Source organism: Hymenobacter ruber (assembly GCF_054783255.1).
Window position 1 is genome coordinate 909,771 of record NZ_BAAGQX010000004.1, and the last position, 13,907, is coordinate 923,677.

A 13,907-nucleotide genomic window follows, 5' to 3' on the forward strand; every position below is an offset into this window, starting at 1 on the left:
TTACCCGTTTTTATGAACATTCACGAATATCAGGGCAAAGAAATCCTGAAAAAATACGGCGTCCGCGTGCAGGAAGGCATCGTGGCCGATACTCCCGAGGAGGCCGTGGCCGCCGCCGAAAAACTGACCGCCGACACCGGCACCAGCTGGTACGTCATCAAGGCGCAAATCCACGCCGGGGGCCGGGGCAAAGGGGGCGGAGTGAAGCTCGCCAAAGGCATCGACAAGGTGAAGGACATTGCCAATGACATCATCGGCATGCAGCTCATCACCAAGCAGACCGGCGCCGAAGGCCGCAAAGTGCACAAGGTATTGGTGGCGCAGGACGTGTACTACCCCGGCGCTTCGGAGCCGAAGGAATACTACATGAGCGTGCTTCTGGACCGCGCATTAGGCAAAAACGTCATCATCTACACCACCGAGGGTGGCATGGACATCGAGGAGGTAGCCGAGCAGCACCCCGAGAAAATCCACCACGAGCACGTGGACCCCGCCGTGGGCCTGCAGGGCTTCCAGGCCCGCAAAATTGCCTTCAACCTCGGCCTCGAGGGCGAAGCGCAGAAGGAAATGGTGAAGTTCGTAACGGCTTTGTACAAGGCTTACGACGAAACCGATTCCAGCATGTTCGAAATCAACCCGGTGCTGAAAACGTCGGACAACAAAATCCTGGCCGTTGACGCCAAGGTGACGCTGGACGAAAACGCCCTGTACCGCCACAAGGATTTCGTGGCCCTGCGCGACCTCAACGAGGAAGACCCGCTGGAAGTGGAAGCTTCGAACAGCAACCTGAACTACGTGAAGCTCGACGGCAACGTGGGCTGCATGGTGAACGGCGCCGGCCTGGCCATGGCCACTATGGACATCATCAAGCTTTCGGGTGGCGAGCCTGCCAACTTCCTCGACGTAGGGGGGGGAGCCAACGCCCAGACGGTAGAAGCGGGTTTCCGCATCATCCTGAAGGACCCGAACGTGAAGGCTATCCTGATTAACATTTTCGGCGGCATCGTGCGGTGCGACCGGGTGGCTAACGGCGTGGTGGAAGCCTACAAGAAAATCGGCGACATCCGCGTGCCCATCATCGTGCGCCTGCAAGGCACCAACGCCGAAGAAGGTGCCCGCATCATTGATGAGAGCGGCCTGAAAGTGTATTCGGCCACGTTGCTGAAGGACGCTGCTGCCCGCGTGAAAGAAGTGCTGGCTAACGCTTAAGCTGCTGACGCTTCGAAATTAAGAGCCTCGCCGATGTTGTGTCGGCGAGGCTTTTTTGGGCGGTCCCGTCGCCGCACAGATGCCGCGACGGAATAGAAAAACGGCCTCAGTATTTGGCTGCCGAGGCTTTTGCGGCTACTTTTGCAGTCCTATCGAGTACTGGCCATGTCGTACAACGGATAGTATGAGAGTTTCCGAAGCTCTTGATTTAGGTTCGATTCCTAACGTGGCCACATGAAAACCCGCCCAGGGTCCCCGTACCGGGGTTTTTAGCAGCCCCTGTCTACAAAACGTAGGCAGGGGCTTCTTGTTGGCCCTTTCCGATGGGCGGGCGGCGGAACCCGATTCGGGGCGCAGGCCGGGGCGTTTGGCGGGTCGGGTCCCCTTTTTCGGGTTCTGGGGCCACTCCCCAACTTTATTCGGGTCCCTGCCACACGAAACCCGGGCCGTCGTCGTTCCATAAGGTTGCTAAACTGGTTCGCATTGGCGACGCTTAAAACGGCGGTCAAAAATTTCTTTTCCGGTCAACCATTTGCCTCTTAACTTCTTCTGATGGCAATAGATGAGCCAATTACTGCCCGGTTATATGGCTAATAAAATTAGTACGTTACATTGGCATCCCGTTTCAGGTTTTTCCCCTGGAATCGGCGCTGCATGTTTGCTCCTTCCTTCCCTGTTCGCCTCTTCTCCCCGTACCGTATGAAAATACTCTTTACGCGGGAGAGCCACAAAGAAAATCCACTGACCGGGGCCGCCCCCATCTACCTGCGCATCACCCTGGGCTTTGGCCCGGACCGGCCGGGCAAGCGCCGGGAGGGCATGCGCCGGGAGGTCGCCACGGGCGTGCTGACCAAAGCCGCCGAATGGGACCAGGACGCGCAGAAGGTGCGGGGCAACAGCGCCCGCGCCGCCCTGAGCAACGGCCAGCTCACCGACTGGAAGCAGGCCGCCGATGAATTTTACCGGACCCTGAAGAAGGACAACCCCAACGTAACGGCGGAAGACGTAAAGCTGGCCTTGAAGCCCCGCGCCCTGGCGGCGCAAGCCGGGCCGGCGCTGACCGTCGCGCAGGGCCTGGCCCTGTTTCTGGAGCACATGGATGGGCAGGGCATCGGCAAGAGCGCCAACACCCGCCTGACCTACCGCACCCGGGCCACCAACCTGGGCCTGTTCTTCGCTGACTACACGAAGCAGCTGGCGGCTGAGCAGGGGCGGAGCATTCCGAAAGGGGCGGCCTTTCCGCTGGAGGAAGTGAAACTGCCGGTGGGCAGGGCCCTGGAACGGTGGTGCCTGGCCAACAACCCGGCCACCGGGCAGCCGCGCTTCGGGCACGTCGCCATGCGCAAGCAAGTCAACATGCTGCAGATGGTGGTTTCGCATGCCGCAATGGAAGGCCTGGTGCCGGCCAACGCCCTGCACGGCTACAAGTACCAGAGCACGCCCGAGCCTACGGTGCCGCGCTTCTTAACGACGGATGATTTGAGCGCCTTGCGCGCGGCCGTCTTTGTGGATGACCACTTAAATGCCGTGAAGGACATGTTTCTCTTCTGCGTCTCAACCGGCCTGTCCTACGTGGACTACGTGGCCTTCACCAAAAGCCCGGGCAAGTACCTGTTCCAGGAAGCGACCATGATTCAGGGCCGGCCGGTGCCGCTGGTGTGGCTGCGCATGACGCGCCAAAAGATGCGCAAGCGCAAGGCCGACGGCTTTTCGGTGCAGCTTTTTGACGAGGCCGCCGGCATCCTGGTGAAACGGCGGGGGCGGCTGCCGGTGCGCCTGAACGCCAACGCCAACCGCTACCTGAAAGACATTGCCGCCGAGCTGGGCCTCTCGTTGCCCGACCTCACGTTTAAGGATGCCCGCAGCACCTTCGCGCAGCATTGGCGGGACCGGGGCGTATCGAGCGCCGTGATTGCGGCCATGATGGGCAACACTGAGCGAATGGTGAACAAGGAATACAGTTCGGTCAGGGAGGCCACAATCGTGCAGGCGATGGGCGCGCACCTGCTGGGCCCGGATGATTCGCCCCTACACCGTGCTGCCTGACCATGCTCCCGCTCACCACAGACCCTAGTCGCCCCCAAGCCTGGCCGCGCGGCCAGTCCCTGCCCCGGCCGGCCGATACGCTTCCCGTGCCAGGGTTCGAGCACTACGTATGGGATGCCGTGGGACAGGTACTGCTGTGTGAGGCGCACCGGGACCGCTGCAATCGGCAGCACAAGCGGCGGGTGGTGCGGATGAAGACCAAAAGCGGGTGCCGGGGGTGGACGGTTCGGCGGTTGGGGGTAGCGGTTTGGATGGGCGAGGAACGGCTGAAAAGAATAGTCGAAATGGGTGTTAAATAGTTGGTTGATAAGTTGTTAATCCCCATCGGCGGTTGTATATTCGCGTATGGTAAAATGGTTAGGAACAGACCCCGAAGAGTACCCCACTGCACCCCGGCGCATATTGAATTGGGCGGCGTATATCCACCTGCACTACTGCGATTTCTTCTGCTATGCTAGCAGCGATACGGTGAAGCTGGAGGACACTGACTTTCATTGGGCGGTGCCATTTATAGAGCAGTGGGGCACATATGGCGTTGAGGCCGTGGGCTGCCTGCTGTATGGTGGTCCGGAATGCTTGCCCATTAAGCCGAGTCAAACCCCGGGTTTCATGGAGGCACGGGCCGCCCTGCTGGCCTTGAGCCCAAAGATTACCAGCGAACAGGATTAGCCGAACTTACACAGAGCGACACAGCCAGCAATTATGGAAACGATATATCATTGGGTCGGATTTGCCGTGACATGGGCCGCCGCGTTGGCCCTTGCTGGCTTCGTTCTATACTTCGGGGCGGGCCTGCTTTGGGAATTGTGGCTGAGCAAAATCCGCAACCAGCCCACCACTTGGGCCTTCTATTACGTGAAGCGGGCGCTGGGCTATTACAAGTACCGCAAAGGGTATTTCGCAGGCGGGCTGCGGCTGAACTTCCCCGAAGTGCGGGCGCTCAGTAAGCAAAAGATGCCGCTGGTTCGGGACATGCAGGCGAACATTATCCGCTACAACCGTCGCCGTTGGCTTGCCGCCTAGCCCCTCCCCACCCCACCCCCCCCCACCTATAGAGAGCGAGACACCACAAATTTTCCAGTTATGGCAAAGCAACGCAAAACCCTTCGCGCCGAAGACCTGACCAGTGCCGCGCTGGTGCAATCCACCGAGACAGGCCGCATTTATCGCTTGGGGCCACCCAAAAAGAAGAACGTCAACCTGAATGTGGTCAACCACTGCCAGCTCTATGCGCGCAATGGTCGGCTGGCAGGCACGGCATGGTGGAACCTGAGCAATCTAAGAGATAGCGGCTTCAAGCTATATAGGCCGCTAGTCGGTCAATTATCCCTTCGGCCGGTTACTGAGCGGGCTGCCGCCTAGCCCCGCTACCTTCGCCGCCATGCCCCGCTACCTCGACACCCTACTCGAAGCCCTGAAGAAGCTGCTGGCCTTTGCCGTGCTGCTGGCCCTGGCGGTGGGCGTCTACCGGGTGGTGCGGGACAGCCAGGCCCAGACGCGGGCCACCAATGAGCGGTTGGCGCGGGAGATAGAACTGAGCACGAAAAAGCCCCGGCCTTGAATGGTCGGGGCTTTTTGCTGCCGGGCTGGTGCGCTGCGAAAGCAAGCGTCGCGGCTTATCGGTTCTGCTGGTTTTTAGAATCCCAAGCCTCACAGCTGGCCGTCTCCACTCCTATAGCAGGAGCAGCCCAGCCACGGCGGCGGCGTAGATGAGGCAGCCGGCAATGAGGGCAGCCATTAGCAGGTGGCGCAAGGTGGCGGCGGCGTATTGGGCAGCCAGTAATTGATTGTCGCGCGCGGTGCCGAACCCATGCAGAAAGGCTTTGGCGCGCGCGGCGCTCCGGTTCCAAATAAGCCGGTCAGGAAAGAAGGCCGCGCGCGGGTCGGGGCTCACGTAGTAGGGGCCGACATAGGGCAGATTGCGCGCGCGGTTGATGCCCGGATTGAAGACGTAGGCGAACCAGCCCGTGCCAATAGCCAGTAGCCCGCCCATGGACAGGGCGAAGCAATACCATGGGTGCGATACCATGGGCAGTGATGCCGCCCCTGCTACTACCATGGTAAAAGCTGCCCGCCACGTCGCGCGCTGCCGGTGGAAAACACCATGGTATGAATCATCGGCCGGGTTGCGCGCAAAGTCGGCCGCGTCACGCTTTATCCACCAGAACGGGGCATATGCCAGCAGGGCCAGCGCAAGCCCATGGGTAAGCAGGAGCCAGGCCACTACTTGCCGGCTTTATCGTTCAGCGACTGCTTGCGAAACAGCAGCCAGCCAGTAGCCAGCACGGCCAGCACGAAGACAATGCCATCGGCGGTGTGCGTGTCGTTGCCGGTGAAATAGAGGCCGAGCCAAACCAGAACGGCAAGAACGGCGGGGATTGCGGGGGTGAACATGGCGTTTGCTTTTAGAGGTGAAAGTGAATTACATGCGCTGCCAGCCGACTAGCTCGCAGTGTGGATAGTCTTTGAATTTGGGCCAGTACGCGCCCTGGCTCACGGCCACACGCAGTTTTTCCGCCGCTACTTTCACGTAGGCCGCGAACTGCATGTAGGCTGAATCCGTCCAATCGATTTCCCCGGTGGGCTTGAGCAACTGCACATCAAAGGCCCGCGAAGGGTTGAAGCCGTGGGCCGATTGGCCCGGCAGGGCTTGGGTAATGATGCGCTTGGCCTCTACTGGGCCGATAGGGGCAAGCCCGGCGATGTGCCGCAACTGGTTGATTTCAGCCAGTGGCTTACGGCCCTGTGCGTGGTAGGCCAACTGCACATTGGCGGGGCGGTAGGTTTCCCCAAGCCGGGGCCGTAGCCCGCCGGGGTGGGCGGCGATGTAGGCCGCTTTGGCTTCCGTGTACACCTTCGCCAGCAGCGGGTGCAGCAGTTCGATTTCGTTGTGCGTCGGCATATTACCAGGGGATGTAGGGCAGGCGTGAGGAATCGGTTTCAAATTCAATCAGCATCTTTTTCGACTTCACGCGCATCCGACCTTCGGCCAACAGCCCGAGAAAGTAGACCTGGTGGCCACTGGATAGCGTCACCAGGGCGTTTAGGCGCGGGGCTCTCATGCGTCGTAAAGGCCAGAGGCCAAAGGCAACTGACTGGCTTTGGCGCGGGCGCGGCTGCGGGCGCGGTCGTGTTGGGCCTGTAGCCGGTCGCGCTTGTTCATCAGGGCCATGATTTGGCGGTTGATGTCGATAAGGCGTTGTTGGATGGTGTTCATGCGGCTTTCTTTTCGACGTACCACGAAATCAGCACCAGCACCACGACCCCGCCCAGAATCCAGCCAAGCGGGCCGGTCAGGTTGTCGGCAATCGTAGCCAGCACGCCCGGGGCTTCTTTGGTCGTGTCCTGCTTTTTGGCGTCGACCTGATTCCCGTTGCCGGTGGTCGTGGTTTGCTGGCTGTTGGGGCCAGCCGTGTTTTGGTCGACGGAATCGGAGGCTATCACGGCTGGCCCAGACTTCTTGCCGGTGACCGTTGACGTAGCACCGTCGCCCACGGCCGCTGTCGACTTTTTGCCAACTACAGAGTTCGATTGGTTGCCCTGCACGTAATTGATGGTGCACCCCTTGCACTTCTTGTAGCCCGTCGACGAAACGGCGGCCGTCGACTTGGCGGGGAATAGTCGACGAAGCAGGCCGGACTTTTCAGTCGACGGCGGCGTGGACACTGCCGATGGCAACCGGGGAATGGCCGTGCTATCCAGCTTCACCGCCGGGGCTTGCAGCTCGGCATTGTAGCGGTCATCGGTGGTGCCGACTTTCGAGGAAGCGCAGCCGGTGATGTGGCCGGCCAGCAGGAAGGCGAGTAAGAGGCGGTAGCTCATGATGGGTTATTTGAATCCGTCGCCTATTGCTATCCAGAACACACAGGCAAACAGGGCCAGCAGCGTATAACCGAAGTAGTCAGGCTGATTTAAGCGAACTGCCACGTATGCCCCGGCAGCCAGTAGGGCGATGATGATTAGAGCGATAGCCAGGTACTTCATTTCTTCGGGGCTTTGGCTTTGGTGGCAGCGGCGCGTTTGGCCTTGCTGGCGGGTTCGGGCTTTTTGGCGGGCGTGGGCTTCATTCGGTGGGGGTGTTCGGCGGATTGATGGTGACGTTATCAGCAGAGCCCACGGCGGGGGCCGCGCCGGGCTGTTGACCGGTGATTGAGGCAGTGGCCACGTTGGCATCGGCCAGTATCTTCCTCCCGGTCACGAAAGCGTCAATGCCAAAGCCGGTGGCCAGAAACAGGTAGGTGTTGCTCAGCACGCCATCGGGCAGCCAGCGGCCCCAAACCCAGCCAATCGGGAAGCTGGCCAACAGCATGGCCGAAAGGCCGAACAGCGTCAGCAGCTTCCCGTCGGGGTTGCCCTTGGCATCGCAGAAGGACTTGCGGAAGAATTCAGTGGGGCTCATTTGGCGGCCAGCGTTTTGGTAAGCAGGGTAATCATCTCGTCTAGCTTGCGCTCAATCATGGGGATGCGCTCGATGTCGCGCTTCATCACGGCCACGTCCTGGCTAAGGGTTTGTACTTTGTCGGCCTCCTTTTCCAACAGGGCACACCGGCGGTCAGTCTCCTTGGCGTGTTGCTCCAGTTCCGTGTGCAGCTTGCCGGTAAAGTCTTCGATTTGTCGTTGCAGCAGGGTTGTGTTGGCGTCGTGCAGGCCCGCCGCCGTCTCTAGCTTTTTGAGTCGCTGCGTGGTGGTGAGGCCATCTTCCCGGCTTTCTTTGCGCAGGGCCAGCACCACGTTTAACAGGATGCTGATAAGGCTGACGATAAGGGAAAACAGGCCCACATAGGCCAGCCAAGTGGGCATGGTAGAAACGTTAGGAGCGGCTTGAAGCAGGGTGGCGGCCATAGGGGCAGAAAAGGCAGGGGCGCTGGTAGCAGGCAGGGGGAAGGCGGGACTAGGAAGCCGGGGCCAGCAGGCCGGCGGCCAGCAGCGGGGCGGCGGCTTCGGGGGTGGTCATGATGGTTTCGCCAGCGTGGTGGGGCGGGCCGGGCGGCCAGGTAAAGTCTTTCAGCACGATGTAGGTCATAGCAGTAGCGAGGTGGGGTTATTGTAGAGGGCCAGGGCCCCGCCCGCCGTGCCGGTGTTGGCGTAGGGCGGGGTGGCTTCGTTCAGCTCCAGCGCCACAATGGCCGCGCTATCGCGGGTCAGGCGCAGGTAGTCCAACGTGTGGGAGAGGTGATATTCCGTGGCCGTCGTGCCCATCGTGGCCGAGAGCAGCAGGCCCGCCGTGCCGGCCGAGTTCAGGGTAAAGGAGGCCGTCAGGCTGGCGCTCAGCACGCCGTTGAGGTAGCCCCGCAGCGTGGTGCCGTCGTAGGTGAACTCCACCTCGTAGAAGGAGCCGGGCGGGGTGGCCGTGCCCAAGGGCAGGCGAATGGTGCCGCCGGTGCTGTTCTGCTGGTAGGAGTAGAACTCGAAGGTGTTGGTGGCAAAGCCGTAGATGATGGCGTATTCGTTGAGCGTGCCGTTGTTGCGGCTCAGCACGTAGCCGGCCGCGCCGCTGTCGGGGCGGTCCCGTACCTTCAGGCCCCAGCTCGTGCCGCTCAGGGCGGTGGCGGAGCCGGCGTCGGGCAGCACGGCGTATTGCTGGCTGCCGGCCGCGAACTGCAGGCCCCGGTTGGGGAGCGGGGCCGTGCCGTCGTAGGCCGCGTACACGGCCGCCGGGGCCAGGGCGATGCCGCCCGGTGTGCTGAGTTGGCCGCCGGGGGCCAGCAGGTAGGAGGGGGCGAGCATGGCGGCTAGTCGTGAAGGGCGAAAAGGTGAATCGTGCCCTGTCCAGCCGCCAGGGCAATGAGGACCTTGAGCGTGACGGTGCAGCCGGTAGCGGTTTTGGCGGTTACCGTGGGGATGAGGCCAAGCAGGCCGGAATTGGCGCTTTCCAGCGTAGCTTGAATGGTGTAGTTGGTGTCGGCAAAAGGCGTATCCCAAGCGGCTGTGATGACGGGGTTGGCGCTGATGAGCATGGCCGGCGTGGCCACGCGCTTGGTGCGGATTTTCGGGTTGGTTACATCAACGCCGGGCGCGCCGGTTGCCCCCGTTGCCCCGGCGTCACCTTTCGGCCCGGTGGCACCCGTGGCCCCCGCCGTGCCCGTATCGCCTTTGGCGCCTTGCGGACCGGTCGCCCCGGCGGAGCCCGCCACGCCCTGCGGCCCTGCGGCTCCCGTTGCGCCGGGGTCGCCCTTCGGGCCTTGCGGGCCGGTTGGCCCAATTGGCCCCGGTGCGCCCGCCGCTCCAGCGGGACCGGTATCCCCTTTTGGGCCAGTCGGCCCCGCTGGCCCGATGACGGGCTGTGCGGCCTCTAAGGCATCCACGCGCTTGCTGAGCTGGTTGTTGCTCATCTTCCACGCCCCGGTTTTGGGCGGCTGGGCAGATTGGCCGATGGTGGCCGTTAGCTTGGCGTCAAGGTCGGCCGTGGTGGGGGCGGTGTCCGCGCCTTTGGTTTCGCCCACGGCGGCGCTCACGGCGGGTTGCAGGGCGGGGTGTACGGGAGCAGTAGCCATGACTAAGCGGTTTTGGGTAAGCGCGTCCAGCCGGAAGTGCCGTCGTTGCGGCGCTTGTAGGTGTAGCACCAGGCCACGGCGGTGCTGCCGGTTTCAAAGGCGTCGAAGCAGTCGCCGGCCTTCACGTCGGCCGTGCCCACCAGAATGCCGGTGGCCTGCCCGGACACGGCCGGCGGTGCGCCCGCGCTCAGGCGGCCCGCGTCGTTGAAGTCCGTCAAGTCCCCGTAGGCCCAGGTGTTGCCGGGGTCGCGCACGGCGTCGCGCACGCCGGTAGCCACGGCGTAGGGGTCGCGGGTGGACAGAGCAGGCGTGCGCTCGTCCACCACCTGCCCGGTCCCGCTGGTGGCGATGCCGGCAATGTCTCCCGTGCAGCCCGCGCCAATGCGCAGCGTACCAGCGCTCGCCGTGCAGCCCGCGCCAAAATCGCAGTCAAAGGCCAGGCAGTCCGCGCCAAGGGCAAATTCCACCTGGTTGAGCTGGCTGTTAAACACCCTGCCGGCGGCCAGCACGGTGTTGTAAAGCACCACGTCCGATACCTTGCTGGCGGTCAGGGCCAGCGGGTGGCCGGATTCCCCGCCCAGCACGTTGCCGTTGCCGCGCAGTTCGAGCAGGCTGTCGAGTACTTGGTCGGGGGCCGTAAAGTTGGCGTTGAGCGTTGCCGTGGCGTCCACCAGCTGCCCGCTGGTTACGGCGGCGGCAATGGTTTGGTAGCCAAACAGCCCGCCGGTGCTGGCGGCCACGGCCACGGGCGAGAGGCGGGCAAAGTCCAGCGGCTGCACCTCGTCGCTGTCCACATCGTAGGTTGCGAACGTTGGCCCGGCTTCCGATTGCCAGATGCCCACCGGGGAGAACCCCGCCGGCCGGTCGTTGGCCCCGTCAGCCGGCAGCCATTGCACCGTCACGTTGCCGTCGGCGCGGATGATGGTGTAGAACTGCCAGTCTTTGCCCAAATCGGTGCCGTCCTGCGCGGCGGCTTGCAGGGCGCGGGCATCGTCCAGGGGGAGGGTGCGGCCAACGGGCGCACTGCCGGGCACGACCACGCCCTGCGGGCTCACGGGTTCCCAATGGGTCGCGTCGCCGCCCTCCGCAGGGGCAGGGTGGACGCCGGCCGCGCGGGGCAGAAAGAACTGAATGCTCAGTGGGCTGCCCACGTAGGCGCTGGCGTACTGGCCCAGCTTCCAGGCGTAGGTGGCCCCGTTGACGCTGGCGTAGGGCGTGGCCACGGTTTGGGGCGAATCAATCGGCACCAGCACGGCGGGCACGAGGTCGCCGGGCAGCATTTCGCCGTTTTTAAACACCTGCAGGCCCGTACCGGCCGGGCGGGGGGCGCCGTCGTACACCAGCGTGTAGTCGTGGCCGGCCCCGTTCAGGGTCAGCTCGGCCGTGAGCGGCATGCGCAGGTGGCATAGGCTGGCGCGGGTGCGCACCAATGATTCCAGACTCACAGCGCCCGTATCGTTGAAGGCCGTGGCGTCGGCGTCGGTGGCGTAGACGGCTTCAAAGTGGCCGCCGGGGCGGTGGTTGGGCGAGCGGTTCAAGGCAGCAGCCAAGGCCACGCTGTCGAAGGGGGAGCCGGCGATGGTGCCGTAAGTAGCTGCGCCAGGGGTGGCAGGCAGGCCGTCATCGGCCAGAATCAAGGCTGAATCGACTACTTCCTTTTCGTAGGCCCGCACGTTGGCGGGCGTGATGACGTGCAAAGGGTTGTCAGGAATGAGCGATTCCCGAAGTGCTTGAAGTTGTGCCCGTGTGCGTTGTGCCATGCCCCAAATAGACGCCCGCCCCCCGCGCAGCCGGAAGGGCTGGCAGAGGGCGGGCGCTGCTTGGCGCGTAGGCGCTTAGTTCACCAGGGCCACGGGCGAAACAATCACCTTCGCGTCGAATTTGCCGAACGCGGAGATGGTGCCCTCGATGGTCTGGGGCTCCTGCTCGCCGGTGGGGATAACCTGGCTCAGCACGAGGCTGGCCGGGCCGCCGTCGGCACGGGGGCAGATGCCGTTCTGGCCGCCGAACCACTGGTTGTTGGCGTCCACAATGTACCAGTGCTTCGAGATGCCGCCGTTCTGGGTTTGGCGGGCCAGCTCGCGGTACACGGGCTTGGTGTTGGTGATTTTCACCGCCCACGACTGATTCGAGGGAATGGTCACGTCACGGCCATCCACGCGAATGGTCGAGGCCGTGTTGGCGGCTTTGCTGAACGTGCCAATCAGCGGCCCGATGCCGGTGCCGGCCGTGAGGCGGGTGGCAATTTCAGTTGCCGTCGGCGCGGCGGCGAACGGCTCATCGAAGGCGTAGGCGTTCAGGCCGGGGCCAACGTTTACCGCGGGGGTGTAGCAATCGCCGGGGTTCAGGTCCGGGTCGAATGCGAAGTCCTCGCAGGTCGTTGGAATGGTGGGGTCATCGGGGTTTACAGCCATGATAAAAAAGGGGTTGGGGTTGGGGTGAATGAAAAATATTAGCAGGGCGCGCAGGGCGCGCCGTCGTTGTCGGTGTTGCGGAAGTAGGCGCGGATTTCGGCTAGTGTCGCGTCGCGCACGTCGCCCGCATCGGCCCGGTTCTCCATCTGGCAGGTGAAGCAGCCCCCGCCGTCGTACACCGGGCCATACCCGGTATCGCCGCCGCCGGAGCAACTGCCCTGCGCATTGGCGTAGGCTTGCCGGTTGTCGTTGTAGAAGGCCGTGGCCTGGTCGTTGGCATCGGCTTGACTAAGCCGGCTGCTGAACTGTCCGGCCGGCACGGTGTAGAGCACCTCGGTGCCGGTCTGCCCGCTCGGGCAGTCGTTGCGGGGGGCGGTGCCGCTCACGGCCGCCGAGTAGTAGGTGGGCGGAATCGGGCAGCGCACCGGGTCGAAGGCCCCGGGCCGGGTGGCCGTTGCGCCGTAGGTGGCGCTGTTCGGGTTCAGGTCCTGTGTCGTCAGGTCGGCATAGCCCGTATTGCCGTTCTCGTCCACGTCGCAGGTAAACGCGCCGGTGGGCTGGAAGTCGGGCGCGGTATCGCTCGCATCGCCGCACCGCCAGGGGCGCGGGGCGTCGGCCACGGGGTCAAAGGCCGCCGGGGCCAGCGGCGGGGCCGAACAGGCAGCGCGGGATTGAATCGGGGTCAAGCCCTCCACGGTCAGCGTGAAGGTGGAGCGCCCGCCGTCGGGGCCTACCGGGTCGGGCTTGGCCTCCGTCAGCCGCCACAGCTCGCCGTCGATGGTGAAGGTTTTATGGGCCTTGGCAACGGATAAGGCATCGGCCAGGTACAGCGGGGCCACGCCCACGGTGCCGGTGCGCACGGCGTAGGCCGCGAAGGAGTCGGTGCGCAGCGCCCCGGTCACGGCGTCCTGGGTGCTGGTTTCCACGGTGCGGGGCGCGGCGAACTGCAGCCCGCCGTTGTCCACGTACAGGCGCTGCGTGAAGCCGGTGCCGTAGGGCACGCCGGAGAAGGGGCCGGGGTGGCTCCATTCCAGGCGCTGGTAGCCGCTCAGGTCAGTAACGGCGAAGAAGCGCGGGCTCTGCCACTGGTTATCCACCAGCAGGCGCAGGGCGCGGCCACAGGGCAGCGTCAGGCCGGGAATCAGCGCGCCATAATAGATGAAGTAGTCCACGCCGTTGGCGGAGTCGGGCATCTTGTCGAACACCAGGCCCAACGCGGGGGGGCTGCCGGCGGTCGGGCCGGTAGGCGTGAGCGGGAACAGCAGCTCCTCGGTGTCGGCGTCCACGATGCTCGCGCAGTTCAGCCAGGAGGCTTGGCCGGGCACCTGCAGGCGCGTCACCACGAACGGCAGCAGCCTATCGTTCGGGGCCGCCAGCGCATACGGCTCCCAATTGCCCTGCCCGGAGCGGGCGGCCAGTTCCGGCGCGGGGCCGGGGTAGTCAAGCAGGGGGAATACGTGAGGGTTGGGCACTTAGCAGCGCATTAATGGTTGTCCGTTGGCTTTAGCGGTGGCATTGTGGGCCTGTATCGCTTCCATGTGGGTTAGCCCACCGGGATTGTGAATGGCATTTAATTTGGCCTGTTCCTCCGGCCCGCCGTGGCTAGGGTCGATTTCATGCACGAAGACCATGGCGAGGTGTTTCTGAATCTGTTCGAGCTGTGGTTTCTGAATCGTTTCGAGGCTTTCGCCGCTGATTTCAAAGAAGCCTTGGAGCCAATAGGCAAAGTCGCGTGAGGTCATAT

At 63.5% G+C, this 13,907-nt stretch carries 21 protein-coding genes and 1 tRNA gene; 6 read left to right on the forward strand and 16 right to left on the reverse strand.

Features of this window, described 5'->3' with window-relative positions; all coding sequences use genetic code 11:
* The first annotated feature begins 12 nt into the window (after positions 1 to 12).
* The 6 genes from sucC to ACYVM5_RS14470 all read left to right on the forward strand — a co-directional run bounded on the left by sucC (position 13) and on the right by ACYVM5_RS14470 (position 4,816).
* Complete coding sequence (gene sucC / locus ACYVM5_RS14445; protein WP_460618811.1) at positions 13 to 1,209, forward strand: succinate--CoA ligase subunit beta; 1,197 nt, start codon at positions 13 to 15, stop codon at positions 1,207 to 1,209.
* Positions 1,210 to 1,370: 161 nt separating this feature from the next.
* A tRNA-Arg gene (locus ACYVM5_RS14450) sits at positions 1,371 to 1,442 on the forward strand.
* Between the two features lie 466 nt (positions 1,443 to 1,908).
* A complete protein-coding gene (locus ACYVM5_RS14455) occupies positions 1,909 to 3,255 on the forward strand; it encodes a hypothetical protein (protein ID WP_460618812.1) in 1,347 nt (448 codons plus the stop codon).
* Positions 3,256 to 3,957: 702 nt separating this feature from the next.
* Positions 3,958 to 4,278 carry a hypothetical protein gene (locus tag ACYVM5_RS14460; protein ID WP_460618813.1) on the forward strand — a complete coding sequence of 107 codons (321 nt, stop codon included), beginning with the start codon at positions 3,958 to 3,960 and terminating at the stop codon, positions 4,276 to 4,278.
* 60 nt (positions 4,279 to 4,338) lie between these two features.
* Positions 4,339 to 4,617 (forward strand): hypothetical protein, encoded by a 279-nt coding sequence (locus ACYVM5_RS14465; protein ID WP_460618814.1) that lies wholly within the window; start codon positions 4,339 to 4,341, stop codon positions 4,615 to 4,617.
* 19 nt (positions 4,618 to 4,636) lie between these two features.
* Entirely contained in the window at positions 4,637 to 4,816 is a 180-nt protein-coding gene (locus ACYVM5_RS14470) for a hypothetical protein (protein WP_460618815.1), read from the forward strand.
* A gap of 111 nt (positions 4,817 to 4,927) precedes the next feature.
* On the opposite strand, the gene ACYVM5_RS14475 is transcribed toward ACYVM5_RS14470, so the two are convergent.
* From ACYVM5_RS14475 to ACYVM5_RS14550, 16 genes are all read right to left on the reverse strand, one after another.
* On the reverse strand, positions 4,928 to 5,479 hold the full coding sequence (locus tag ACYVM5_RS14475; protein WP_460618816.1) for a hypothetical protein: 552 nt from the start codon (positions 5,477 to 5,479) through the stop codon (positions 4,928 to 4,930).
* Entirely contained in the window at positions 5,479 to 5,649 is a 171-nt protein-coding gene (locus ACYVM5_RS14480) for a hypothetical protein (RefSeq protein ID WP_460618817.1), read from the reverse strand. Before ACYVM5_RS14480 ends, ACYVM5_RS14475 begins: the two co-directional genes overlap by 1 nt.
* A 28-nt stretch (positions 5,650 to 5,677) precedes the next feature.
* Positions 5,678 to 6,157 carry a M15 family metallopeptidase domain-containing protein gene (locus ACYVM5_RS14485; RefSeq protein ID WP_460618818.1) on the reverse strand — a complete coding sequence of 160 codons (480 nt, stop codon included), beginning with the start codon at positions 6,155 to 6,157 and terminating at the stop codon, positions 5,678 to 5,680.
* Position 6,158: 1 nt separating this feature from the next.
* Positions 6,159 to 6,317: a hypothetical protein gene (locus ACYVM5_RS14490; protein WP_460618819.1), complete on the reverse strand. Its 159-nt coding sequence runs from the start codon at positions 6,315 to 6,317 to the stop codon at positions 6,159 to 6,161.
* Positions 6,314 to 6,472: a hypothetical protein gene (locus ACYVM5_RS14495; protein ID WP_460618820.1), complete on the reverse strand. Its 159-nt coding sequence runs from the start codon at positions 6,470 to 6,472 to the stop codon at positions 6,314 to 6,316. Before ACYVM5_RS14495 ends, ACYVM5_RS14490 begins: the two co-directional genes overlap by 4 nt.
* Positions 6,469 to 7,077: a hypothetical protein gene (locus tag ACYVM5_RS14500; RefSeq protein WP_460618821.1), complete on the reverse strand. Its 609-nt coding sequence runs from the start codon at positions 7,075 to 7,077 to the stop codon at positions 6,469 to 6,471. The genes ACYVM5_RS14495 and ACYVM5_RS14500 overlap by 4 nt, the downstream gene beginning before the upstream one ends.
* Before the next feature lie 6 nt (positions 7,078 to 7,083).
* Positions 7,084 to 7,239, reverse strand: a complete 156-nt coding sequence (locus ACYVM5_RS14505; protein WP_460618822.1) for a hypothetical protein — start codon at positions 7,237 to 7,239, stop codon at positions 7,084 to 7,086.
* Positions 7,240 to 7,318: 79 nt separating this feature from the next.
* Positions 7,319 to 7,654 carry a hypothetical protein gene (locus ACYVM5_RS14510; RefSeq protein WP_460618823.1) on the reverse strand — a complete coding sequence of 112 codons (336 nt, stop codon included), beginning with the start codon at positions 7,652 to 7,654 and terminating at the stop codon, positions 7,319 to 7,321.
* Positions 7,651 to 8,097 (reverse strand): hypothetical protein, encoded by a 447-nt coding sequence (locus ACYVM5_RS14515; RefSeq protein ID WP_460618824.1) that lies wholly within the window; start codon positions 8,095 to 8,097, stop codon positions 7,651 to 7,653. Before ACYVM5_RS14515 ends, ACYVM5_RS14510 begins: the two co-directional genes overlap by 4 nt.
* A 49-nt stretch (positions 8,098 to 8,146) precedes the next feature.
* The gene (locus tag ACYVM5_RS14520) at positions 8,147 to 8,278 is read right to left on the reverse strand and encodes a hypothetical protein (RefSeq protein WP_460618825.1); all 132 of its coding nucleotides are present in this window, start codon (positions 8,276 to 8,278) and stop codon (positions 8,147 to 8,149) included.
* A complete protein-coding gene (locus tag ACYVM5_RS14525; RefSeq protein WP_460618826.1) occupies positions 8,275 to 8,982 on the reverse strand; it encodes a LamG-like jellyroll fold domain-containing protein in 708 nt (235 codons plus the stop codon). The genes ACYVM5_RS14520 and ACYVM5_RS14525 overlap by 4 nt, the downstream gene beginning before the upstream one ends.
* A 5-nt stretch (positions 8,983 to 8,987) precedes the next feature.
* Positions 8,988 to 9,749, reverse strand: a complete 762-nt coding sequence (locus tag ACYVM5_RS14530; RefSeq protein ID WP_460618827.1) for a hypothetical protein — start codon at positions 9,747 to 9,749, stop codon at positions 8,988 to 8,990.
* Positions 9,750 to 9,751: 2 nt separating this feature from the next.
* Positions 9,752 to 11,446 (reverse strand): hypothetical protein, encoded by a 1,695-nt coding sequence (locus ACYVM5_RS14535; protein ID WP_460618828.1) that lies wholly within the window; start codon positions 11,444 to 11,446, stop codon positions 9,752 to 9,754.
* A 138-nt stretch (positions 11,447 to 11,584) separates the two neighbouring features.
* On the reverse strand, positions 11,585 to 12,163 hold the full coding sequence (locus tag ACYVM5_RS14540; protein ID WP_460618829.1) for a hypothetical protein: 579 nt from the start codon (positions 12,161 to 12,163) through the stop codon (positions 11,585 to 11,587).
* 38 nt (positions 12,164 to 12,201) lie between these two features.
* Positions 12,202 to 13,635, reverse strand: coding sequence for a DUF5977 domain-containing protein (locus ACYVM5_RS14545; protein WP_460618830.1), 1,434 nt, complete (start codon positions 13,633 to 13,635; stop codon positions 12,202 to 12,204).
* A complete protein-coding gene (locus ACYVM5_RS14550; RefSeq protein ID WP_460618831.1) occupies positions 13,636 to 13,905 on the reverse strand; it encodes a hypothetical protein in 270 nt (89 codons plus the stop codon). It abuts the gene before it with no gap.
* Positions 13,906 to 13,907 lie beyond the last annotated feature (2 nt).